Source organism: Vibrio sp. YQ_11, assembly GCF_043103065.1.
Lineage (GTDB): Bacteria > Pseudomonadota > Gammaproteobacteria > Enterobacterales > Vibrionaceae > Vibrio > Vibrio parahaemolyticus.
This window is the reverse complement of record NZ_JBICJM010000050.1, coordinates 97,610-120,555: the sequence shown is the minus strand read 5'-3', so window position 1 is coordinate 120,555 and position 22,946 is coordinate 97,610. Positions and strand designations below refer to the sequence as shown.

The following is a 22,946-nucleotide window of genomic DNA, read 5'->3' as shown; positions in this document are numbered from 1 at the left end:
TGTTGCTCAGAAACCTTCGAAGCACATTCTTGTTTTGTCTTATCAAGTTTTGTCTTATCAAGCTTTGCCCAACATTCTCAGCAACGTTCCGTCCTGCTTAATAAAGTGGTGCATAAAGCTGGCACCAAGGTGCAAAACCAATAGGAATGGCAACAACGCTTCACCACTAAACTCGTGGATCCCCTCTCCCAGCTCTTTCAGCATGTGTATTTCTCTGCCAGAATTCACTAATTCAAAACCAAACAGGCTCAGACCGTATCCTTCTCCTACAGAAACCGCGATACCAGACAAAGGCAACACCACAGTTAAGGCCAAAAGAGAGTACATAACCACAGCCGCCGCGATAGACTCAAATTTACTTCTTTCCGTCATAGGTTTTGGCATACCCGCAATGAGTCTCCCAACTAACCTAGGCACGCTCAAGGCTAAGACTAAAAGTCCGAATGACATGTGAGCATTAAAAAGTAAGTTGTTTGATTCATCATCCATAACTAGACCAGAAATGAGTACCGCAATCATTCCAAGCCCGATAACCCAATGGAAAAACATCATTGATTTTGAGATTGCATTGTTCGTTTTCGCGTCCATCTTCTTTCTCCATGTAAAAGACATGGTTATTCTTCACATGAGCCATGAATAAAAGATGAATACTTTATTCAGACAAACCACTCTCAGACGAACTAAACAGGTCGCCGCCCTCTAGTTGTGGTCCGTGTTGATACGATAAAAATAAAAACTTACGCCCATACTCAATATCCTTCCACACCCTCACTCTTATACTCTTTCCCAAAATGAGTAATAACCATAATAAATTTTTAGATTGAGGGGAAAACAATGGATATCTACCAAGAAAGCATCAGTTTTTTAGGTAACGACGCAAACTTCGATGCAAACGGATTATTTCAATGCGAACTGTCATCGAATACAAATGACCATGATGAAGCGCTTTTCTTAACCATATTTAAGAACGAAACCACCATCAATTTGCACATGTCGTTGACCAGCCCTGTTGAGTTGCCAACACCTTTGCCAGAAGCCATCGCAATTGCAATCGGTGAACACGCGCTAGAACCATTTCGAGGTGGTTTCGGTGTTGGTTTAATGCCGGACAGCCGCAGACTGACCGTTTATAAGGTTATTTCGTTAGCTAATAAGCCTCAAAGTTATGTTCAAAACACATTCCAACAACTGCTAGAAAAAATTGAGCAGTGGCACCTCTTCATTGAACAAACCGATAACGAAGCAGCAATTCCAGAACAATTACCTGCTGGGATTTTCATTTAATCCCGCTAAAAACGACCATGTTTAGAAATGAGTTTATTTTATGTCGACAATTCAAATTAATAGTCAACATCGAGGTAATTTAGACCTCGCAGATATTCAAAATATCAAAACCAATGCCAAAGAAGGCGATACCGTTAAATTTGGCTCTGTATTTGGTAAAGAATACAGCGTTACTAAAAGCAATGATGGTGAAATTAGCCTCAAACAAAAAGAAAATCGCAGCTTTTTTAATCGCTTTTTTAGCAAAACCGATTCATCGAAAAACAGCGACTTAAAACTAAACTTGATGAACCAACAACTGCACAAAAAAGAGAACAACGGCAACGTTAAGGTCCTGACGTTAACGTACAACCAAGCCAACCAAAAGATGCCTGAAGAGACGAAGAACTACTTCCAAAACCTTATCCAAAAGGGTGACTATGATGTAGTCTTATTTGCCGAACAAGAATCGAAATTGCTTGCTAACGACCTAGAACTCGATGGCATGAATCTGCTTAGCCAAAACAAAATGAAAGTCATGACTAAAGGGCTTGGTGAAGGTATCAGCTACACTTCGATGTCTGTTTTTGCGAAAGATGGCGTCGATATCAACGTGAAAAATGAGTCTGAATATCGTCACGGCATCGGTGGACGAAACATGGAATTCTTCATGGGTATCACGGGTAATAAAGGCGGCGTGAAAACGGCTTTGGAGATCAATGGACAACCTTTAAACGTCATTTCTGCACACTTGGATTCCAACAAAGAAGTCAAACGTGAGTTCGAAGGCAACAAGTTGATGGAAGGCATTAATCCAAATGAGGAAGTTCTGATCACTGGCGATCTCAATGAACGTGAGAAGCGCGTTGCTGAAGGCTCTGATGTGCTGTACGACCCAATTGCCCACGATGATACGCACTTAGCGAAACATGGCTTTAAGTTCAAACCACTCGATAGCCATACTTACATGCAGCTAGATAAGCACACTGGCAATATTAAGCAGAAAGAAGGCCGAGATCGCCCTGACTTCGGTGAGCTGGATAATACTGGTTTAACCAACAAAACGGGCAACTTACAGAACCACCAAACCAGTGTTATAACAGAGGGTTTTGAGAATGTCAGCGACCATAAGCCAGTGCAGTCGACGTTCGAAGTCAGAAGCTTTTCTCAAAAGTTGATTGAAAACGCGTTTACTCAAAATGCCAATGACTTTAAAAATGATGCCGCCTATCTGAAGCCTGGCACGAACCCAGCTAACGCAACGTTTGATGATGTGACCTCTGCTAACCAAGCACGTCTGGGTTTAGAAAACTTAAACCCGAATGAACAAGCATTCGTGAAAGAGAATTTTGCGAGCTTTATTATCGGTAAAGACGCGATCTTCAGCCAGCTAACTAGCGGCTTTATGGAGGAGATGGGCCAACTTCATGCCTCTGATCTTGCTAAGAACCCAACTCATCTACAAGCACAGCAAATTGCGTTGAGCGAAAAATACGAACAGCTAAGCGATAAAGTAAACGCTGAGTTTAATAAACAATTCGTGGCAAATCTTTAGCCACAGAGCCGTATTTATCTCTGTTCGATATGGAAAACATAGAAAGTTAAAAACACAAAAAGGCCCTCTTCTCGGGCCTTTTTCATGGCGATCATTTGTTCGGCTTACCTCCACCTTTTCCGCCGCCCTTACCACCACCAGAACCAGCAACCGTGATGTTATCGCTCCATCCACTCCAGAACAAAGAACCATCGCTTTGCTGAATGGTGCCAACACGATAATGCACTTCGCCATTGGCACTGGAATCTTCAAACACCGTGGCCGTTGGGTCGAGAACATCCCAACTGCTTAGGCTTTGCCATCGATTACGTTTTGCATTCCAACTCTCGCGTTCGACTCTAAAGCCTGCAATGGCATCTTTATCCCCCAAGTAGCTCCAATTGAGAAAGACAATACTATTGTTGATCGAGATGGAAAGAGCTTCTGGTGCCTTAACGACTAGAGGAGGAGCTGGTGGCGGTTCCGAAGGTGTTGCAGTCAGAGCTCCCACCAAATTAAGTCGTCCGTATTGAGAGATGCTCTGTAAATCTTGCCCATCAGCACCTATTGGATCCGCTCCCTGTTCCAACATCATACGAATCATCTGGTTACAAGGTACGCCAGAGGCATCTTGGCAAGTTGCAGGATCGGATAACTGATCTGCATATTTATATGCCCAAAGTAACGCAGCTGCGCCAGCAACATGAGGGCTGGCCATGGATGTACCCGACTGCCAATGCAGACAGGCGTCATTATCGTAATCGAAGGTACCACACTGCTCATTTGGCATCGTCGAGAGAATACTGTCACCGGGTGCCATTAGCGACACCCAATCGCTACCGAAAGTAGAAAAACTGGCACGATTGTCATCGTCATCCGTCGCACCTACGGCAATCACGTTGTCATAAGCTGCGGGATAGTTCTTCATCGGATCTCCGGCGTTCCCTGCTGCGCTCACTAACAACACGCCTTTCCCCCAAGCGTAGTTAACGGCATCATTTTCCGCTTGGTTATAGCCGACTAAGCTAATCGGGTTACCCTCTTCATCGATTTCATCAGAGCCATAACTCATGTTAATCACGTGGTAGCCGTTATCGGCAGCATAGGTGATCGCATCAATGGAGGAAGATAGCGGGCATACCCCCGTCGCAGCGATAAGGAAGCAGCCAAAAAATGGGTCGCAGCTATAAATCAGATATTCGTAGCACGTCTTCAGGTTGCAAACAGAACTGTTAAAACCGACTCCAGCAATACCAATACCGTTATCTGTCTGAGCCGCCGCAATACCTGCGACATGAGTACCGTGTCCAACCACATCCTCTAACGTATCGCTTTGATAATCTGAGACAAATTTCTGTTGCTCAACACATTTGCCGTTCCCGAACTCAATGCTACTCACGCTATCCCCTGCCATACGACAATCAATACCGGAATCGAGAATTGCTATCTTGACGGCAGAATTACCTTTCGTCATATCCCAAGCTTCGGTGGCATTGATATCTGCACCAGGCAAGCCAGAGGCCCCATCCAGATACGGACCAAATAGTGGGTCATTCACCACGGTAGAATGTACTTGCCCAGTATTATTGAGCGCCCACTGCTCAGAAAAGTAGTCACTAGCATAGATACTTCCATCGAGACCTTCATTGGGAACATACTGAAGGATGTGGTTGATATCAGGTTCTGCATACAACACATTCGGGTTCTGGTTAAAACGGGCTAACTGCGCTTCCACTGTTCCAACAGGTACTTGCAAGACATGCACATCAATGCCGGAAATGACTTTGAGCGATTTGGCTCTGCTCTCACGCATCAACTCCCCTACGTCAGACGCCGCTGCACCGGGACGGAATTTCACGAGAATACGATCCACGGCATAAGCCGGAGGTGGAGCTGTATGAACGGGATGAGGATGACTATCGAGGTAAGCCTGCGGTATAGCAAGGCTTTCTGGAACCGCCGCTTGCACAATCGCAGACGACAACAATAAAATCGGCAAGGATAATGAATGATGCATGGCACTATACTCCGTGTTGGATAAGTCCCTTCCTTGACTGAGGAACTCCATTTGCCAGATGAAACGGCAGCGGGTACGGCTCAGCCCCCATCAAAACCTTTTAACTTAGAATAGAAGTCTAATGATAATTTTACCAATAAGAGGAATATCTAAGGCATGCAATAGACCGATAGCAACGGTGAGAAAATGAGCGGGAGCTAACTATTTTCTTTGAAAAAAACTGAAAAATGTTTCTGGTCGGTAAAACACTGTAACCACATAAATTTGGGAAGAGAAGAGCGTTCTAAACGCATTTTTGGACAATTTCGTGTCAGTTATATTACTAAATTAGAATATAACGGATTAGTTGAGGTATGGAAAAGTAACGCTGACATAACCGGCAGCCGGAGCGCAGCGTAGGCTGTCCGCGTTTACGGCTTTGTTATACCTTATTGTTGTGCTGATAATTCTTGGTATATCTGGTCGAGCGATTTCCACCTCAGTGCCTCGGGCTTGCCTTGGATATATAATTCGTAACGCCCTCCTTGAGTGGTTAGGCCTAACTCTAGCAACAGATCTTGAGGTAACTGAACCAGAATATTGGAGCTATTTGGATCATCTAGCATTGACTTCACCCCTACTTCTACAGAGCTTCCATTAGCGGGGTTTTCCAAGATCAATCTATCTCCAATTTTAAAGTTCTTTCCTCGTGAGTGCTGCTTATTAATGGACACTTGAGTTGGATCTGGTGACTCGTAAGTAGCGTAATTAGCCAAGGCTCTAAATTTATCGAGTCTTGACTTCTTGATTAAGACGTCCCCCTGTTGAGTCCAGCGATTGATAGCCTCAACTTTCCTTTGGATATCGCTCATATCTTTAGATGTCGAAGTAAAGCCACTGCCAAGCGTCGTGACCCTTTCTTCAAACTTTTCTGAAATGCCGCCGATGGTTTTTTCTAAATCTTCAACTCGCTTTAGGTCATTGGATCTGGCCCTTTCGGTCCAATTTGGTCCATGGTGGATTGAAATCGCAGTGTCAAAGGAGACGATTTTCTTTTCCATTTCGGCTATATCTTCATTGATTCCGTTGATGGCTAGTTCAATGCGAGTTGCATACCCACCAACTGTAAATATGAGGCCAACAATGGCTAGATCCGTCACCCATTTTGGTAATTGAGGTGTCATGCTGTTTCTCCTATAGGCATAACATTCTTAATAACAGGCCGGCTCGTTTTTTCGCCTGCCTGACTTTTAATCAAAAGTCATAACTCTATAAAAAATAAAGCATACTAACCGTATTTATTACTTCACCATCACATGAAAACGAGCCGGCCTGTTATCATTTTTTAACATCGCACGTTATATTGAATTTCTTCAACATAAATCCATTTATTAACAATAATCTTACTGGTTTCCCTAGACGCAAAGCGAGCTATCACTTCCGACAAAACAAGCCATTTTCCATACCCAAACCACATTTAAACTTAATAAACTGTATAGATACAAAGAAAAAGGAAGTAAAGGTGGCAAGCAAGTTTTCGGAGGAAATTCGATAAGGTTCTCTACCCTGTTGTTATGAATAGGCTCATTATGTCGCGTTAGGCAACCTGAATATGCATGCTGTTTTATTTTTACTTATTTGCCTATATCACAGAGCTTAACTAACTTTAATCATGTCAGTGGTTAAGGAGTGCATAGCGATGAGTAGGTTCTATGTAGACTATTGGTCTCGTGAGTGGGTCGATGAGAATGATTTCCCTGAGGCTGAATTGGTGAGCTTTAAGGAAGATTATGCCAATAGAGATTTAGGTGTCGCTTTTTCCGGCGGGGGTACACGCTCAGCGGCATGCACGGTGGGACAGCTCAAGGCATTAGACGAGTTAGGTTTATTGCCTAGGGTTAAATATATCTCGGCAGTCTCTGGGGGCGGTTGGGCGGCGACACCATTTACATACACCAAAAATACAGAACAGTATTTTGGTGAAATACGCGATCCTGAAAATATTACCTGCTCTAACAGCAAATCTGTACATCCCAAATCAATGCAAAGTGCGATTACAAACTCTCCGCTCATTAGCAACCTTATTACTGGTGGACTAAAGCTAAAAGGAGATGAGAGCTTTGCTTACTCGCTTGGTGAGGTATTCTTAAAACCCTATGGTCTACACGACTCGAGTCGCTATTTTACTTTCAATGAAGAGACCGAAGCCTTAACACGCCAAGGCTTTCCTCCTAACACTAAGACGGATTTTTATCTAGTTCGCAAAGGGGCTCCCTATCTCATTCTTGGGGCGACTCTATTAAACGAAGATGGCTTAGCTTCAGACAAGAAATACCACGTGGAATATACCCCCTTTTATTCAGGAGTGAGGGTTGGTCATATAGATAAAGACCTTTGGAGTAGTAATGACTACTTTGGCGGGGGTTATGTCACGAGTTGTGGTTATGACTGTATAGGCCCCTACAATAAGCGGACCTTGGAAGGACGCGAACAGCTACTGGTGAAGCAGGCTCCCGTACTTAGCTTCGATATTACCAATGAAAAAGCTTTTTCTCTAAATGACATCATTGCCAGTACTGGCGCAGCACCTCAGGAAATAACGAACAACATAAGATTAGGAGCACTTGGCTTCCCCGAGTTTAATCACATACCATTGAATACATTAGAGGGGGATAACTCCGTATCTGAAGAGTATCCTCATTCAGATGGTGGTCATCTGGAAAACCTTGGCATCATGCCATTGCTGGCACGCAAAATGACCAAGATTGTGGTTTTTGTGAATACCAAGAAACCATTTACTCCAAATAAGAAAAAGCCCTTGGATAGCGGGTTTAACAAATCGGTAAAAGCCTTGTTCGTACCTATCGATAACCTATTTAAGAAAGGAGATTTTGCCACCAATGTGGTATTTGACAATGGTGAAGAAGAGCTGACAAAACTTATAGGGCAGTTCTCTCAACTAGTAAAAAAGGAATCCAGTAGCGATGAATACATTGCCAAAACTGCCTTGTTTGCAAAAACCAAGCTAGTAACCACGAGCAATGAGCACTATGGAATAAATGCAGGCCATGAGGTCGAGATCACCTGGGTATATAACTGCCGAAGTTCTGCCTGGGAGAAAAAGTTGAAAGACAAAGATCTTGGCAAGTTGATTGCGAATAAGAAGCGCCTGATTGGCGATCAGAAAGGGCTAGAAGATTTCCCTCACTACGGCACTTTCTTTGAAAACTTTAGGGGAGTGGTAGAACTTACTAAGGTGCAGACCAATCTTTTGACTAACCTTTCTTATTGGGTGGCTAAAAAAGCTCTAAATGGGGTTTAACAAAGTAAAGGATATAAACGGAGCAGTTGTGACTTTCGCAACCTCTCTGTATTGTAAAGAACTGCTGAAAACCCGAAAAGCTATGTTCAATAAGTAAATAAATTGATTGCAATAGAAAGATAGAAAGAAAGAGTGATGCACTCCCGATGTAGTAGACACGCCCTGCTATGATAAAAAGCATTGTCAATTTTGATTGCAACCACTGATTTCCTTGTTGGGCAAACAAGGAATGGGGCACTTTCGTGCTAGAAGGTGCCGAATGAAACAATTCTGTCGGATAGGCAACACCTGTTACCAGATGCCGCTCTCCTAAAAACCTTTGCATTCTGGAGTTAAGCGTTAGCAGTTCCTATCATTTACACCAAGCAAGTAATTCCTATAACAACCTAGCTCTACAGGGCATCCAGAAATGTCAGCAACTGACTAAGCTCACTTTCATCCACTCTAATCCAGCGTAGCATGTCACTGCGTCTGTCCAGCGATTCATTATTATCGAGAATCATTTGATCGGAGACTGTCGGATCCCGATAGTAGAAAATGGGACTGATATGATGCTTAACCACCCCTTTCAATGTAGGAAAAATACCATTATGTCCATATGGAGCCGTTTTAGATACCGCTACCAATGAAGGCGTTCTAAACGCATATCTATCACTGTTGTCCAGAGTCACCAGTGCTCGACCAAAATCTTGTCCAAACATGTGGGGGCCTTGATTTCCCTGAGGAACACCAATTGAATGAAACGACATATCACTCATTAAGTCCCCAGAATGACAAGAAGCACAACGCGCCTTACCATAAAAAAGTATGGCACCGCGTTTTTGCACTTCTGACAATGCAGACGTATCGCCATTTATGTATTGTTCCCAAGCTGAAGGCGTACACTCCTCACTGACCTTCTGCCTTATGAAGCTTGCCAATGCATTACCAACCAAAGGTAACGTCAGGTCTGCCTGAGGTATGTTGGCAGATTCCATTGCGGCCAGCAGCATTCGAACATCAGGATCATTTTTTTCGAGTAGCCTTTCTTGAATGAAGGTATTTTGAGCAGGCACCTTGTCAGCATAGTATTGTGACTCAACTAGGTCGACATGCCGATTGGTATTGAATCGTTTACTGGTCCCGAGAAACTCGTCACGAGCCAACAGTGGTAAAACTGCCGCAACAGCGAGCGCAGAATCAAAGCCCAACGAGCTCCCCTCGCCAACGGGTGAAAAAATCTTTCCGTCAATAGCTTGAACCTTACCATCCCAAAAGAACGTATTGAATCGGCTATCACCCCGAGCAAAAAGAGTAAAAGCGTTACGCGGCACAACTGCGCCATCACTAGCTAACCTCTCCTCACCTTCACCTATCCCTCCAACACCAATCGCTAAAGGTAGCCCATCAGTGAGTGCCTTGTTATCAAGATGGCAATTAGCACAAGCAGTGTCCTTATCCCCACTCAACACAGGGCGTTCAAAAACCACTTTGCCCACATCTGCCAAATACGAAGGTTCTTTCACCAACGGCTTTGAACAAACATTCCCTTCAAGCTCAAACGCTTGAATAGCCACCCTTAATGTCTCATCCAGAGACATGGCGCTAACCTGGAATGACGCAAACATAACAAGAAGCCAGGCTTTCACATTTACCTCTCCCTAAACCTATGTTGCTCTATCAATGGTTCAATAGAGCGTTGGTGCAGCTCTATTGCCTCCAGTCCAAGGTAACCAAGTACAGACTCTGGTACTCGCATTGCAAGCATGATCTTCCGAGTTTTGTCATATTCGTGGCACGCCAATAAATGTACTTTTGCTGTTTGGTTCAATGTGTTTGATTCCAATTGCTCAATATACCAAGTCTCATCCATCGCCAGAGAACACTCAGCGGTTTGCTCCATAAACTGATTTTTATAATAGAAGTATGCAAACACGGGTGAAACCACATAGATTCCTATCCAGGCGATACAACACAGTGAAATAATGAAGTAAAAAACACGCTTCATCGCGCAATAATCCCTAGTGAATTCAATGTCACCGTATCAAGGGTTTGCGAAACAGGTATATTGTTGTCCACTCGATAGGCATTTAATGCTTTACGAGTTTGCTTGCCCATAATCCCATCTATGATTCCCTTGTAGTAACCACTTGTATAGAGTGCGAACTGAACGCGGATGATAAGCTCCTTACGTTTTTCTAATTCCTCTGCAGTAGATACTGGTCGTTTGGTTGCAGGCGCTGTATAACTCGGGGTAGAAGGTTGAGTAAGAGGTTGGGATTTTTGCTTTTTAACTGGAGCACTATAGGTCGACCCCGCGGACGACCGATGGGAACTATGACTTCTGTGGCTACTGTGGCTCCGATGCGCAGCGATGTATAGGGGAATAGCCTCATTTAGTGGCGCTAACACAACCTTGTCGAGTAACAATTCATCTTTAACATCGAGCTCCTCCGGTGCTGCAGTACCTGCGTTGGCACCTGAGTTTAACGCGAAGAAACCTGGTAGTAAGGCAGCTAGATTGAAATTCCTTTTCATATTATTCTCCTTGGTGATGCATGATACTTTCCACGAGACGATGAAAAATAACCTCCACAACTGTCTTTTAACTGGCAATCTGAACACTCACTAGGGTAGTAGTTCTTCCAGTCTGATATAGATTTGACAGCGTACGACCTGATTGAAGAAGGTAAATGACAAAGTGGAAAATTAAACAGCGTCGGATTTAACCCGGCCATTTCAGCAGTCAACAGGCCCTTTATCAGGGCGTCTTCATAATCTTCTGGAGCACACTTTAGCGCTGACCAGTTTCTTTTAGCCCAACCAGTCGCTTCCAGGTTCATTATCGACAACTGCACAACACCAGAAAAAACACGAGCAACGTATTCGGCAACTTGTGGTAACTCGCTAGCGTTGTGTTGAGTCGGAATGAAGCGCACTTCCATCTTAATGCCTGAGTTTCCAGCGTTGATCATCCCAACGACCGTTTGTGAAAACGCGCCATCTCTTCCAACTAGATGATCATGAATTCGGCCTCTCACCGAATAGAGAGGAATACCGAAGGTGATATCGAGGCGACTAGCCATCAAAGCCAGCTGTCCAGTAAATTCTGAATCTGAAAATGCCCGCCCATTGGTCAGGACATGTAAACGAGTGTTGGGAGCATGGTCTGAGACAAACTCCAGAAATTTGATAAAAGCATCACCGTACAATAGTGGCTCCCCACCACTAATACCAACATCACCATCAAACCCAAATGCGGCTAGAGCGAGCGCTCCGTATGACAACAACCAGTCATCCCTTTCCTCTCGTGGAGGTTGCGAACAAAATAAGCAAAGGTTATTGCAGCGCTCGGTTACAAGCAGTGTGTTGTGATTGGCTCTTCGCGACAAAATAACCCGCAACTGTCCAAACTGGTTTATGTTAACCACATCGCCATCATCTACAGAATTATGTAATGTCGCATGAGTGATAACACCAACAAAATCGTCACTAGCAGAATTCAGGTGCGCTTGTTGCTCCTTTGCAAGGAAGACCTGTTCTAAGTAACGACTGTCGCTCGTTCCTTTATCTTTGCGGATTTGATAAAAACCAGAGGTCGAAAATCCGTCTTCTTCCAACGAGAATGTATCGGGTCGAATGACGTTACTCAAGTAACCACTCCTTAAGCATCTCACCAATGCCGTCTTCTGCGTATAGATGCTTAAGAATTAATGTGAACATTGCTTTGTGATACTGACAAAATCGAGAAAGGCTCTTATCGCCGATTGGCTCTCCAAAAACACTAATGTTTTGACAAGGGTCTGAGCCACAAAACGGTTGGTATGCACAGGAGGCACATCCCGGATGAACAGAAATAAAAGACTGAGACAATATTGATTTGTACAGACTGTTTGACTCGATGACTGGCTCTTGAATGGTTCCAAGTGAAAAATCGATATCGGGGTTGGTCTTTTGAAGCATCCGAGCCTCATCGCTTCCATATATACGACCATCATAATTGAACATGATACAGTTTAGGATTAGACCGCTCGGGGATTTTAGGTCTGCGTATCCACTGTAATCCGCATTAAATATTCTTCTAAGGTGAATCAATGCAGAATGTTCGATGATTCTTTCCCCCGCGAGTCGCTTTCGGTTTAAGACCTTCAAGAGTTGTTCATAAAAAGCCATGAACGCCTTAATATCGTACGTCTTTGCATTCCCTTTATTGGCAAAACCGTAAGGGCTTATCGGGCGAACAAACATGTCGGAAAATCCAAGATCACTATGCGCATCGACGATATCTTCAGGCTTTTGCAACAACGCCTCGGTTACGGTGGTAACGGTAGCAACTCTATCCGGACCTAACCTACGTCTAATTTTTTCAACGCCTTGTTTCACCAGTTCAAAGGAATTTCCACCCTTCAATACTCGATTGGAGTTATGTGTGAACGCCCCTCCATCGAGTGAAGTTGAGAAATTAATAGGTTTGTCTTCACTCCATGTCAAAACGTCATCGTTCAGTAGAGAAAGGCTCGTTGCAATTACTATCTCAAACTGGTCGACACCCAGGTTAGAAACCGCCTCCTGATAGATCTTTTGAACGAGATCAAACCTTAAAAGAGGCTCGCCCCCCTGAACTTCCAGCTTGTATGGAGCATTTCCGAGGGAACGGATTCTTTGGAGCAAAAGGGGAATCAAGTCTGGCTCTAGATCGTAGTTACTTGCTTTGACAGAGGCTCTGCTCACCTGGCAATAATGGCATGTGTGATCACATCTTAGCGTTGGCACAATCATAAATATGGGATTGAAGTTGAGCGCCGACATTAAGCGTTTTGACATACCCGAAGCGAGAGAGCCAACCGAAGCAGATTTGTATTCGTCATCACAAATAAAGAGCTTTCTTTCAAGCAACTCATCGATGACAGCATCATCGGTGGAGTTTTTATCTATCAGCGAATTGAGTTCCATTCTGCTTAAGTACGCATGAAACCCGGCCTGATTCGTTAATAACGCAATATCAGAGTCAAGAAACTCGAAGTTAAAAGGGAGTACGTTCATTTCGATAGCTTCTTCTCAACGGAGCTAAGAACAGCTGCGGAAATACCCTCCAGATAACTACTGGTTTTTTTTGATAATTTTTCTCGAAGCAGATAGTCATTCAACAGGCGTTCGAATTCCAGAATGATATCCTCATCTTGGGAAGAAAAATGGACGGTCCACCGTATGTCTTCATCTGCTAGCTTCCAGGTGGTTAAAGGCGACATCCAATACAAAGCATGCCGGACAACCGACTCTGAGAAAGTACTTTTTTCTAATTGATGAATTAACATGTACACACCTTTTAATTGGATTTGCTCCCACAAAAGGCACGTTGAGTTTGTCGCTAAAGGAGTGCAAAACTATTATGTAAAGTGAAAATATAGCACCATATGCATTTTGTGGTTATGATGGTGGTCGCATTTGAGAGGGGGGGCGTTATTTAGTTTTGAGGCATAAGTACATTGATTTGATTCAAAAGAAATAGTTGCAATGCTTTTTGTAAGAAAAACAACAGCTCTCTACTCATCACCTTACTTCGCCACGGTTTAGATGCCTGATTGAAAGTCGTCCCCGAGCCTAGAGATCTAAAGATTGCTTCCATGATGGAGGTCGACATCACTCCTTACAAAACATTTGCCGACATTAAGAGCCGCCAATATTGTGAGCTTATTACCACCATCGAACGAAAATATATGTCTTTCAGAGCCCTTACTTGGCATTCCGTATACCCCATCTACTTTGCTTAGAACATGTTAATGTTAGCCATTAGGAAAAATAGGTCAGTCTGTCGACAATACTTCGCTGATGCTCCTAGCTCAAAATCATTTTGGGGCATAAACCAGTTACATCAACTTCAAGTCACCAATTCCTAATAACTATGGCACTGAAGTGAAAATTGGCTTCCCCCTCTTTATCGAGTTTAACTCAGCACTAAAGAAGTGAACCAATAGTCTTATCTAATATCAGATGGACTTTGGACAAGAGTAGAGTGGGAACGAGAGAAGGCATAGATAGTTACCATCTATGCCTTTAGAACGAGCGTCTATTAGCTAATTAGAGCGGGAATACCCGGAAGCTGACCAACGACAGCAAGGGAACCTGCGCAAATGATAAAGGCTACGCCAGGGATCAGGTATTTATCTTTACCTGATAGTTCGTTAGCGCGCTCATGGTCACCGATAAGTCCGAGGTTATCCAGCAGCATAGTTATAGCCCAGCCGAACACTGGGTTAACGAATGCACAAGCAAAAATACAGATACCCGCACTGAGTGAATCTTTATGCTTATGGATCATCTGCATACCCGCTTCAAGAAGTGGTAAGAACACACCGACAATCAGCGCAACGCGTAACACAGGCTCCCACATCGCGAGATCCATTGGGTAACCAATTACCGCTGCGGCAATACACATTAAGCCAGTTAACAACGCGCCGCCAGGAATAGGACGTTTGGCAATTGCGGCTGGAATCATGTACGTACCCCAAGAAGAAGCTAGGTTGCCGCCACCTAATAGTGAACCAACCCCCTGACGAATAGACGCGCCGACCATCGTATCGTCGACATCCATTAGTACGCCTTTCGCTTCTTTTGGGTAGTTAAGTTCTTGAAAAACTCGATGCCCAAGGTAATCAGGAGACCACATAGCGACGGCTAACAGAGCAAATGGCGTAACAGCAATAAAGTGCTCTAACGTTGGCCAACCTAGTTGCCAGCCGGTATTTTCACCCCACCAGTAGAATGGACTGAAATTAGGCAGGCCCGGCTCCGTGGTAAAAACAAACTCAGCACCCATCGCGTAAGCGACAATACCCGCTAGCGCAGAACACAATGGGATAGCCAACCAACGTTTGTTGATCTTGGCTAAGTAGGCATAAACCATAACCGTTAGACCAATGACCACAAACGAGATGTAACCTTGGTCGGTACTTGCAGCCCACGCTTCTGTCTTATTGATTTGTCCGATCAATCCCACTGCGCCGAGGTAGATCAGTAACCCACCTCTAACCCCAATGCCAGTTAGGGTCATGAGCTTTGATCCGCCTTTAGTAAAAGCGAGAATTAAACCAAACGCACAAACCATCAAGCCGAGAGCCAGAGGATGCCCGCCAGCGGCGGCAATCATAGGAATCAGCGGTATCATTGGGCCATGAGTACCGGCCAAGTTTGCGTTCGGGTTTAGGATGGCGGAAAACAGGATAACGAACAGAGCACCTGCAATAAGCAGTTCGTAACGCACGTTTTCTGCAACGAACTCCGGAGATAAGCCGAATTGAGCAGCAAAGGCCGCAACCATGGCGGTCACCATAACCACTTTTCCTATGGTGGCGGCTAACGCTGGTACCCAATCTTCGATTTCAATACTGTAATCACGCGATGGCAAATGAATACCCCAGCGACGAAAGCTCATGACGGTTAAATCATGGTTTAGAAAGTCTTCTCGGCTTTCAAATTCATGCGGTTTCTTGCGCACATCCCTGTAAAAAGTCTTACTTGAGTCAGACATTGAGTTATCCTTTTTTACGTTTCAAAGCTGAACCATCTCAACTAGAGTTTCGCGAGGTACACAAACCTTCGACCAATACGAGACCACACCCTAGCTGCTATCGAGCACCTTTATTGATTTGCACTTATTAAGCATGTGTTGCTACCGGTAGGAATATTAGACATTAGTAAAAGAGCAACAAAACTCTCACTTATTAAACATTAATTTAACAATGCATTAGTGTGCGTTGATCTTGTATGAGTTGTTTTCTCAAGGTAAGTCAAAGGGAGAACGGTCGTCGCTCCAACTTATATTTGTTAAAGACTAAGTTTTTGGGGAACGTAAGGGTTGCTATTGAGGTACGTTGTCTATTTTGCAGTCAGCTTGAAGCCATTAGAACTAATAGTGTGAAAGGAATTAAATAGAGTTTCTGACTCTGAATGATTTTGGGCAAGAATAAATGAATCATGGCAAGCCAATTCGTGCTTACCATGATTTCTGCTCGTATGTACTGGCGTTCGAGAAACTCGAAAGTCAGCTCATGAGCTCTGGGTAGAGGCTATGTTCTGTAGAGAACCTTGACCACATGCCAGCCAAATTTTGTTTTGACTAAGTGCGGAGTTAACACTTCACCAGAAAAACAAACTTTGTCGAATTGAGGCACCATTTGACCGCGACGGAACTCACCAAGGTCACCACCACGTTTGCCAGACGGGCAAGTTGAATATTTTTTCGCTAGTGTTTGGAATTTAGCGCCTTTTTTCAATTGCTTGATGATGTCTTCAGCTTGTTCTTTGTGCTTAACAAGAATGTGCAATGCGGCTGCTGTGTTTGCCATGTGTTTATCTCTCACTATTCTGGTGGCGCAAGTTTACCGAATACACCGGTTTGCGCCAAACATTTCTCCACCTTACCCATTTTAGGCCATGGCTTCCCCCAAAAACACTTGGCTAGGTGATGAAAACCTGTGCAACACGGGTAATATTGACCTCGATTTATAAAGAGATTGCTTAAAAAGCTCACATTTACTTCCTATACGGTTGAAGCTGTCGCTTTATAAGATATGATTAGACACAAATCGGTGGCATTTATAAGGTTATTTCATGGCAAAAGTCGTTAGTAAGGCGAATCAATCTCAGGGTATGTTGATGTTTAAGCTCACCCTGCAACAAAACTTCGCAATAGGGACACTTAAAGTTCGTGAAATTGTACCCTACATGCCAACCACAAAAATCCCGTACTCCCATCACCATGTGATTGGTACGGTGACCATTCGTGATCTCACCGTTCCTGTTATCGACATGTCCGCTGCGGTTGGCTTTCGTCCAATTACGCAAGAAGAATACAAAAACTGCTACCTCATCGTGACCGACTGTTTACGCACTGTGGTTGCGTTTATGGTTCGTAGTATAGAGAAGATCATCGAATGTGATTGGAAAGCCATTGAAACGCCACCAGCAAGTGCTGGAAAAAACATCTTCGTGACAGGTATCACTCGTTATGGCGATCAAACAGTTCAAATGCTCGATGTCGAGCTACTGCTTTCTAAAATTTATCCGCAGTATGAAAACGCGAATATCCCGATGCTGACGGATGTAGAGCGTGAACGTCTCAAAGCACTGAATATCTTGTTGGTGGATGACTCGTCGATCGCGCGTAAGCAATTAAGTGACGCGCTAGATAGCATCAATATCTCCTATCAAATTTGTAAAAATGGCTCAGATGCACTGCAGTTGATGAAAAATGAAGCAGAAGCAAATCGCCCAATAGATATTCTGGTCAGTGATATTGAAATGCCGGGGTTGGATGGTTACGAGTTAGCGTTTGAAGTGCAAAATGACTCAGCTCTTAATCACTCGTACCGCATTCTGCATACTTCACTGTCGAGTGAGATTTGTGTCGATAGAGCGCATCAAGTTGGCGCTCACGAAGCGTTAGAAAAGTTTAATGCTGGTGAGCTCATCGAAGCTATGCTCCGCGGGGCAAAAGAGCTAGAAGCCAATGCCATGGCTTCTTAACGTTTAACTGAACATAATATGTGGCTTTGTGTTCACTCGAATTCGTTATCACTTTGTCGTCATTTCAACGATTTATCGCTGACGATTGATGACACTGCGACGCTTAAGGCACGTGTACTAAAGCGACTTGTTTACAGCGTTTACTTCTTTGGCATAGCGTAGCTGCGAGACACAAACTCAGTTTCTTCCACTTGGTAAACATGATTAATGTAGGAAGCCAAGCTGTAAATGACATTGGCCATTAAGTTGGCGTAACGGAACAGAATCGGCGCTGGTTGCTTTTTCCCAGCATGCTCTATCGCGACGAGTGCTCGAACGGTTTTCTTTGCTTGGCAGCGGCACAAATGGAGTTGACTAGACGTAGCATGGCCACCGGGCAGCACAAAACCTTTAAAACCACCGTCTATGCGCGCTTTTACGGCCTCATAGTCTGCTTTAAGCTCTTCAACTTCCGATTCTGTAATCGCTAACTTGCCACGCACCGAACCATTGAGATGGTAAACATTAGGCTGAAGGCGCGTGAGAATATCTCGACTGAAGTCGTCCAATTCCATCGACAGCACCAACCCAATCCGGCTGCACAACTCGTCTGCGGTGATCTCGAAATCGCACACAGGGCTGTCTTCGTAAATAAAGGGATAACAAATCTCGCTCAGTTCCTTGCTTACAGGTCTCATGCTGTTGTTCCAATGTAAAAAAGGGAGCCAGTATAACCTAACTCCCTCTTAGTAATCATAAAAACGACGTCCGCATTAGGCGTTTTCGATTTTCTTGTGGCCTTCTTGTAGATGCACAAAATCAACCAAGTCATCGCCTGAGACTTGATACGCTTGACCGAACCCTTTTACGAACAAACCTTTCTCAGCTTTTAGGTTGAACAGTACAAAGTCTTCAAGCTGGCTTAGACCGTCGATGATGTCACCGAAACGCGCTTTCATCTGACCAACGACCAATTGCCACATTTCAGTATCACGCTCAACAACCGTTGCGACCGCATCAAACGTCAGACGCTTACGTGCAAAAAGCTGTTTGGATGAATCTTCATCTTCGATCATCATCAGTGAAACGTTTGGATTTTCTAGCAGATTTCGAGCATGGCGAGCAATCTGAGAGATCAAAACGAAGTAACCTTCCTGATTCTGAACATAAGGCGCGTAACTTACGTTCGGACGGCCTTCGCTGTCTACCGTTGCAAGCTGTAAAGTACGGCGCTCCTGACGAAATTCCTTTATCTCTGGCCCTAGACGGCCTTGCAAACGCTCTTGTTTAACTTGTTGATCCATATTGATACCTGACTTTATTTCTATTTATTTGTCCCGAATTCTAGTTCGGTTATGTATGTTCGTGGTCGCGACTTCTCACACCCTTGAATGTAAAAGCCGCGACGACTGGCTGTCTTTGTTACTGATTTAACTCAGCTTGCATGGCACGAAACGCCGTTACCTGCTCAGCAATAAGTTCGCGTTTTTCATCACGCCCTAAGTACACTTTGAAGATATTGCTGCCGCATTCAGAGAAAAAGCCAAAGTAGTGACTTTCACGTCCCATAAACGGTTTGCTGACCAGCGCGATATTTTTCACGTTATCCAATTTGAGGTGACCATGCAGCTCACCTTCTCGCCCCATTAGATTGTAATAACCACGCGCAACTTTGCCTTTCGGAAAAGGCGCTTTCACTTCGAAAATGGAGCCGAAGGAGTGTACGATCGTCGTCACTGGGCCAAAGCCAACTAGGCTTTCAAGGATTGTTTGCGCTTGTTCGCCCGGAGCAATCGCAACCATCTCTTGCGGCAGTGCAGCGACAACATCAAATTCTGTCACACCTAAACGCTCTGCCATTGCGGCAGGCAGAAGTTGAGGTTCTTGTTCCAATAGAACTTCTACCTGTTGCTTGATTGATTCCATTTTGTTTTCCATCTTTTCTTCAATTTGTCTTCATTAATTATTGGATACTTTTGGCACGCTTTCGTTCATCTGTGATGTCAGTACCTGAATACAGGCTTGCGCTAACGAAACGGCCCAAAAACTGCCCGCTAAAGTAAGCACTAAGCTTCGCTCTTGAAGCTCAACTAAGCCTTTGTCTTGCCATACTTTAAACAGCGGCATGAGAAAATCGAACGTATCGCAACCCATAAACACCGGCAATTTACTTGCCTGAACAATGCCGCGGTCAAACCCGGATTTTAGCGCTGCAAATAATGGCTCTAATCGGCTGTGCTTCATCATCATCGCAATCGTACTTTGCCCTTCATTCACCGCTTTGATGTAGGTGTCTAAAGTACGGTGCAGCATCATCCCGTAGCCGCCAATGTTGCCACCAGCACCGCATCCAATCGGTAACACTTCTGCGTACGTCTTGGCTAAGCTGTTGTATAGGCTACGCTCACGGTTATCGACGGCCCAGTGGTTCACGCTCAACTGCTTCATGTGGTGCTTCGCCATAAAGTTCACACCTAGCTCATACATGCCCGCTTTCTCTGGCGTCGTCGCTGGTGGTGGGATCTTGCCTTTTTCAACGAGATTGAGCATTGGCGCAGTTCCACCCACGACCAACTGATACAAATCCAAGCCATGCGCGCCTGTCGACATAAAATCGTTAAGATCTTGTTCAAGTATTTCTTTGGTTTGATAAGGCAAGCCGTACAACAAGTCGATGATGACTGGGATTTTGTCTTCCTTCGCCAGTTCCGAAACGCGTTTAAGTACGTCTTCTCTATCATCAAGACGCTTTGCACTGCGACGAACTTGAGTGTTGAAGCTCTGCACACCAAAAGAGAAGCGATTAAAGCCGCCATCTAACGCACCTTGATACAACTCATCGGAAAAACGATTGATGCGCCCTTCTAAAGTAATTTCGCAATCAGACGCGAGAGGGAAATAATCATGAATGGCCTGCCCCAGCACGCGAACTTGTTCGGGAGAAAGATCGGTCGGCGTTCCACCACCAATGTATACCGCATGGAAGATGCCGCTTTGCGTCCAAGGAAGTGCAGCTTTCTCCTTCAACTCCTGCATTAAGGCAGCGAAGTACTCATCGACAAGTTTGCGACTGGCCGCATTCTGAAAGAAGTTACAAAAAGTGCAGCGAACACGGCAAAACGGTACGTGAATGTACAAACAGCGTTTGTTGTTTCTCACGTTTTGTTCAGAAGTAATGCTCGACAAAACCCCTGCTTGTTGAGGTGGCGGTACTGGCACACTCGCTCCGCCAGCATGAGCCGAGTGCTTCTTCACAAAAGCAAATCTCAGGGGGTCAGGGCTATCGCTGCCCAGAACTGATTCGTCAAATTTATCAATATCGACGCTCATATATACTCACTTAAACCCCACCACACAAGGGATAGAGGCTAATCTCAAAAAAACTGCAAGGATCATAATTTGACCGTAATGATAATGCAATTGATAATTGATCTTATTTCGATTGTAAGTAATAATCGCCTCAAGTTTTCATAGTTATACCGAGAATAACCCGTGAACGTACAAAGATATGTCATTGCAGGAGGCGCCTCTCTCGTCATTCATGCCGCACTTCTTTTTGTCTCGCAAGAGAACAAAGTGTTCGCAATGCCTGCTGGAAACCCAGCAAGCTCGGTAAGCCTCAACCTTGTATCTGCACCACCACCAACGCTCGAAAAGCCCACACCAGAGAATGTGGAACCACCAAAAGAGCCACGGCCTCAAAAACAGCCTGAGCCAGAAAAGAAGGTCGTTAAGAAGCAGGTTGTCAAAAAAGAGGCGGTGAAGAAAAAGGTGGTCGAGAAAAAGCCAGAGCCAATTAAGCAACCTAAGAAAGTGGAACCAACCAAAACGGTTGCCAAGCAAGAAACTCAGCCCAAAGCCGAACCGAAGAAAAAAATAGAACCGGTGAAGAAAGATACGGTTACTCAGCTAACTGCATCAGCGAGCCAATCCAAAGGGGCAACGTCTCAGCCTATTTTGGTCGACAAACCAACGTTTGTGAGTCAACCAACGCAGCCCCGCTATCCAAGATCTGCGCAAAGACGCGGTATCGAAGGCGCAGCCTTGTATGAGGTATGGCTCGATGAGAATGGCAACCAAATCAAACATGTTTTGCTTGAATCATCTGGCACTGAGTCGCTGGATGCCTCAGCGCTGCGAGCTATTAAACAATGGCAATTTACACCACATATTTTAGGCGGGCTAAAAGTAGCTCACCGAGTACAAATACCAGTTCGTTTTAAGTTGGAAGGATAATGGAACAACTACAAGAATTACAAACTCAGTTCGGTCTTATGACATGGCCTTTGATCATTTGCTCGGCACTCACCGTCATGATCATTGCAGAGCGACTCTTCCAAGTATTCATCAGTCTTGGCGTTGGCAAAAGTGCCATTCGTCGACATTTGGCTAGTCTAGACCCAACCAACCGCCGAGATATTGAAGCGCTGGCCGATGAGTTGTCGGGCAAGCGTCCCTTGCTTTATCGCGGTGTAGCAATGCTATTGGCTCACCACTCATTCGCTAAATCGCTGCGTGAAGACGCGGCGGGCATGTGGCTGCAAGAAAAGCGTCATCAATTGCATTCTGGTCTTCGCCTTCTGACGTTGATCGGCGTGATCAGCCCGTTAATTGGTCTTCTCGGCACAGTATTGGGATTGATTGAGATGTTTAAAGGCATCGCGGTTTCAACTGGGAACATCACACCTAACGATTTGGCTGACGGCTTGGGTTTAGCCATGCGCACAACGGCCGCTGGTTTGATCATCGCCCTACCCGCTATTTCTGGCGCACAAATCATCGGTTTGTGGGCTGACCGCGTACTCGCCAAACTTGAGCATACTCTCAACTACGTGAATTTGTGGCTTGAAGGCATTTCCCTGCAGCACGTGTCTCCAGAAAAAACAAAAACAACGGTAAGTGTCACCAAAACGGCTGAGGCAAAAGCTTCATGATCAAAGTACCACAGGACAATAACCGCAACGGCTTAACACCAGATTTAACACCGCTGTTAGACATCATTTTTATTGTGATGGTTTTCTTGATGCTTACCGCCGCAGTCAAACTCGATTCATTAGATGTCGCGCTGCCAAGCACCGACTCTCAGGCCGTTGCAGAGGTCGATAAGCAGTCGATTACCGTTAATATCCTCAAGGATGAGCCTTATTGGGCGATCAACGGACAAACGTACATCGATTGGGAAAACTTCACTCTCGCGCTGCTAGAAGAGAGTAAATCAACCGATAAACCTATTGTGATTGGTGCAGAAAAAACAGCCAATATTCAATCACTTGTTCAGCTTCTTGGCTTTTTGCAAGAAAACGGAATTCAGGCGACTCAATTGCTCACTGAAGAGTCGCCATAACAAG

General features: G+C 44.6%; 22 protein-coding genes. 7 read left to right on the top strand and 15 right to left on the bottom strand.

Features of this window, described 5'->3' with window-relative positions; translation table 11 throughout:
* Positions 1-57: 57 nt before the first annotated feature.
* Positions 58-588, bottom strand: coding sequence for a cytochrome b (locus ACF8EG_RS22275; RefSeq protein WP_005498252.1), 531 nt, complete (start codon positions 586-588; stop codon positions 58-60).
* 246 nt (positions 589-834) lie between these two features.
* Between ACF8EG_RS22275 and ati1 the strand changes: the two genes are divergently transcribed.
* Both ati1 and ACF8EG_RS22265 read left to right on the top strand, forming a co-directional pair.
* Complete coding sequence (gene ati1 / locus ACF8EG_RS22270; RefSeq protein ID WP_017447901.1) at positions 835-1,284, top strand: Ati1 family type III secretion system chaperone; 450 nt, start codon at positions 835-837, stop codon at positions 1,282-1,284.
* 40 nt (positions 1,285-1,324) lie between these two features.
* Positions 1,325-2,818: a VPA0450 family T3SS effector inositol phosphatase gene (locus ACF8EG_RS22265; RefSeq protein WP_069505768.1), complete on the top strand. Its 1,494-nt coding sequence runs from the start codon at positions 1,325-1,327 to the stop codon at positions 2,816-2,818.
* 91 nt (positions 2,819-2,909) lie between these two features.
* Here the strand turns inward: ACF8EG_RS22265 and ACF8EG_RS22260 are convergent, their stop codons facing one another.
* A complete protein-coding gene (locus ACF8EG_RS22260; RefSeq protein ID WP_069505766.1) occupies positions 2,910-4,814 on the bottom strand; it encodes a S8 family serine peptidase in 1,905 nt (634 codons plus the stop codon).
* A gap of 428 nt (positions 4,815-5,242) precedes the next feature.
* Positions 5,243-5,977 (bottom strand): hypothetical protein, encoded by a 735-nt coding sequence (locus ACF8EG_RS22255; RefSeq protein WP_005457547.1) that lies wholly within the window; start codon positions 5,975-5,977, stop codon positions 5,243-5,245.
* Positions 5,978-6,492: 515 nt separating this feature from the next.
* Here ACF8EG_RS22255 and ACF8EG_RS22250 point away from each other — a divergent pair.
* Positions 6,493-8,115, top strand: a complete 1,623-nt coding sequence (locus ACF8EG_RS22250) for a patatin-like phospholipase family protein (protein WP_005457551.1) — start codon at positions 6,493-6,495, stop codon at positions 8,113-8,115.
* Positions 8,116-8,507: 392 nt separating this feature from the next.
* Here ACF8EG_RS22250 and ACF8EG_RS22245 read toward each other — a convergent pair whose 3' ends face one another.
* The 8 genes from ACF8EG_RS22245 to ppiC all read right to left on the bottom strand — a co-directional run bounded on the left by ACF8EG_RS22245 (position 8,508) and on the right by ppiC (position 16,439).
* On the bottom strand, positions 8,508-9,743 hold the full coding sequence (locus tag ACF8EG_RS22245; protein ID WP_005457553.1) for a His-Xaa-Ser system-associated MauG-like protein: 1,236 nt from the start codon (positions 9,741-9,743) through the stop codon (positions 8,508-8,510).
* Between the two features lie 2 nt (positions 9,744-9,745).
* Positions 9,746-10,102 carry a TIGR03982 family His-Xaa-Ser system protein gene (locus ACF8EG_RS22240; RefSeq protein WP_011106272.1) on the bottom strand — a complete coding sequence of 119 codons (357 nt, stop codon included), beginning with the start codon at positions 10,100-10,102 and terminating at the stop codon, positions 9,746-9,748.
* Entirely contained in the window at positions 10,099-10,632 is a 534-nt protein-coding gene (hxsA, locus tag ACF8EG_RS22235) for a His-Xaa-Ser repeat protein HxsA (protein WP_011106271.1), read from the bottom strand. Before hxsA ends, ACF8EG_RS22240 begins: the two co-directional genes overlap by 4 nt.
* Positions 10,629-11,747, bottom strand: coding sequence for a His-Xaa-Ser system radical SAM maturase HxsC (gene hxsC / locus ACF8EG_RS22230; RefSeq protein ID WP_005457560.1), 1,119 nt, complete (start codon positions 11,745-11,747; stop codon positions 10,629-10,631). Before hxsC ends, hxsA begins: the two co-directional genes overlap by 4 nt.
* On the bottom strand, positions 11,740-13,137 hold the full coding sequence (gene hxsB / locus ACF8EG_RS22225; protein ID WP_069505764.1) for a His-Xaa-Ser system radical SAM maturase HxsB: 1,398 nt from the start codon (positions 13,135-13,137) through the stop codon (positions 11,740-11,742). Before hxsB ends, hxsC begins: the two co-directional genes overlap by 8 nt.
* Positions 13,134-13,409: a His-Xaa-Ser system protein HxsD gene (gene hxsD, locus ACF8EG_RS22220; RefSeq protein ID WP_024699317.1), complete on the bottom strand. Its 276-nt coding sequence runs from the start codon at positions 13,407-13,409 to the stop codon at positions 13,134-13,136. Before hxsD ends, hxsB begins: the two co-directional genes overlap by 4 nt.
* A 755-nt stretch (positions 13,410-14,164) precedes the next feature.
* Positions 14,165-15,622, bottom strand: coding sequence for a DUF3360 domain-containing protein (locus ACF8EG_RS22215; protein ID WP_025552025.1), 1,458 nt, complete (start codon positions 15,620-15,622; stop codon positions 14,165-14,167).
* A 538-nt stretch (positions 15,623-16,160) separates the two neighbouring features.
* Positions 16,161-16,439, bottom strand: a complete 279-nt coding sequence (ppiC, locus tag ACF8EG_RS22210; RefSeq protein WP_005375342.1) for a peptidylprolyl isomerase PpiC — start codon at positions 16,437-16,439, stop codon at positions 16,161-16,163.
* A 265-nt stretch (positions 16,440-16,704) separates the two neighbouring features.
* On the opposite strand from ppiC, the gene ACF8EG_RS22205 reads away from it, so the two are divergent.
* Positions 16,705-17,619, top strand: a complete 915-nt coding sequence (locus ACF8EG_RS22205) for a chemotaxis protein (protein WP_005457535.1) — start codon at positions 16,705-16,707, stop codon at positions 17,617-17,619.
* 140 nt (positions 17,620-17,759) lie between these two features.
* Here the strand turns inward: ACF8EG_RS22205 and ACF8EG_RS22200 are convergent, their stop codons facing one another.
* From ACF8EG_RS22200 to hutW, 4 genes are all read right to left on the bottom strand, one after another.
* Entirely contained in the window at positions 17,760-18,296 is a 537-nt protein-coding gene (locus ACF8EG_RS22200) for an ATP:cob(I)alamin adenosyltransferase (RefSeq protein WP_005488170.1), read from the bottom strand.
* A gap of 75 nt (positions 18,297-18,371) precedes the next feature.
* Entirely contained in the window at positions 18,372-18,902 is a 531-nt protein-coding gene (hutZ, locus tag ACF8EG_RS22195) for a heme utilization protein HutZ (RefSeq protein ID WP_005488117.1), read from the bottom strand.
* A gap of 118 nt (positions 18,903-19,020) precedes the next feature.
* The gene (gene hutX, locus ACF8EG_RS22190) at positions 19,021-19,524 is read right to left on the bottom strand and encodes a heme utilization cystosolic carrier protein HutX (RefSeq protein WP_024701454.1); all 504 of its coding nucleotides are present in this window, start codon (positions 19,522-19,524) and stop codon (positions 19,021-19,023) included.
* A gap of 33 nt (positions 19,525-19,557) precedes the next feature.
* Positions 19,558-20,928 (bottom strand): heme anaerobic degradation radical SAM methyltransferase ChuW/HutW, encoded by a 1,371-nt coding sequence (hutW, locus tag ACF8EG_RS22185; RefSeq protein ID WP_069505762.1) that lies wholly within the window; start codon positions 20,926-20,928, stop codon positions 19,558-19,560.
* 162 nt (positions 20,929-21,090) lie between these two features.
* Between hutW and ACF8EG_RS22180 the strand changes: the two genes are divergently transcribed.
* Genes ACF8EG_RS22180 through ACF8EG_RS22170 form a run of 3 tightly spaced genes read left to right on the top strand, consistent with a single transcriptional unit; the run spans position 21,091 to position 22,942 of the window.
* On the top strand, positions 21,091-21,834 hold the full coding sequence (locus ACF8EG_RS22180) for an energy transducer TonB (RefSeq protein WP_031816999.1): 744 nt from the start codon (positions 21,091-21,093) through the stop codon (positions 21,832-21,834).
* Positions 21,834-22,532: a MotA/TolQ/ExbB proton channel family protein gene (locus tag ACF8EG_RS22175; protein ID WP_069505760.1), complete on the top strand. Its 699-nt coding sequence runs from the start codon at positions 21,834-21,836 to the stop codon at positions 22,530-22,532. Before ACF8EG_RS22180 ends, ACF8EG_RS22175 begins: the two co-directional genes overlap by 1 nt.
* Positions 22,529-22,942, top strand: a complete 414-nt coding sequence (locus ACF8EG_RS22170) for a biopolymer transporter ExbD (protein ID WP_005454456.1) — start codon at positions 22,529-22,531, stop codon at positions 22,940-22,942. Before ACF8EG_RS22175 ends, ACF8EG_RS22170 begins: the two co-directional genes overlap by 4 nt.
* Positions 22,943-22,946: the final 4 nt, after the last annotated feature.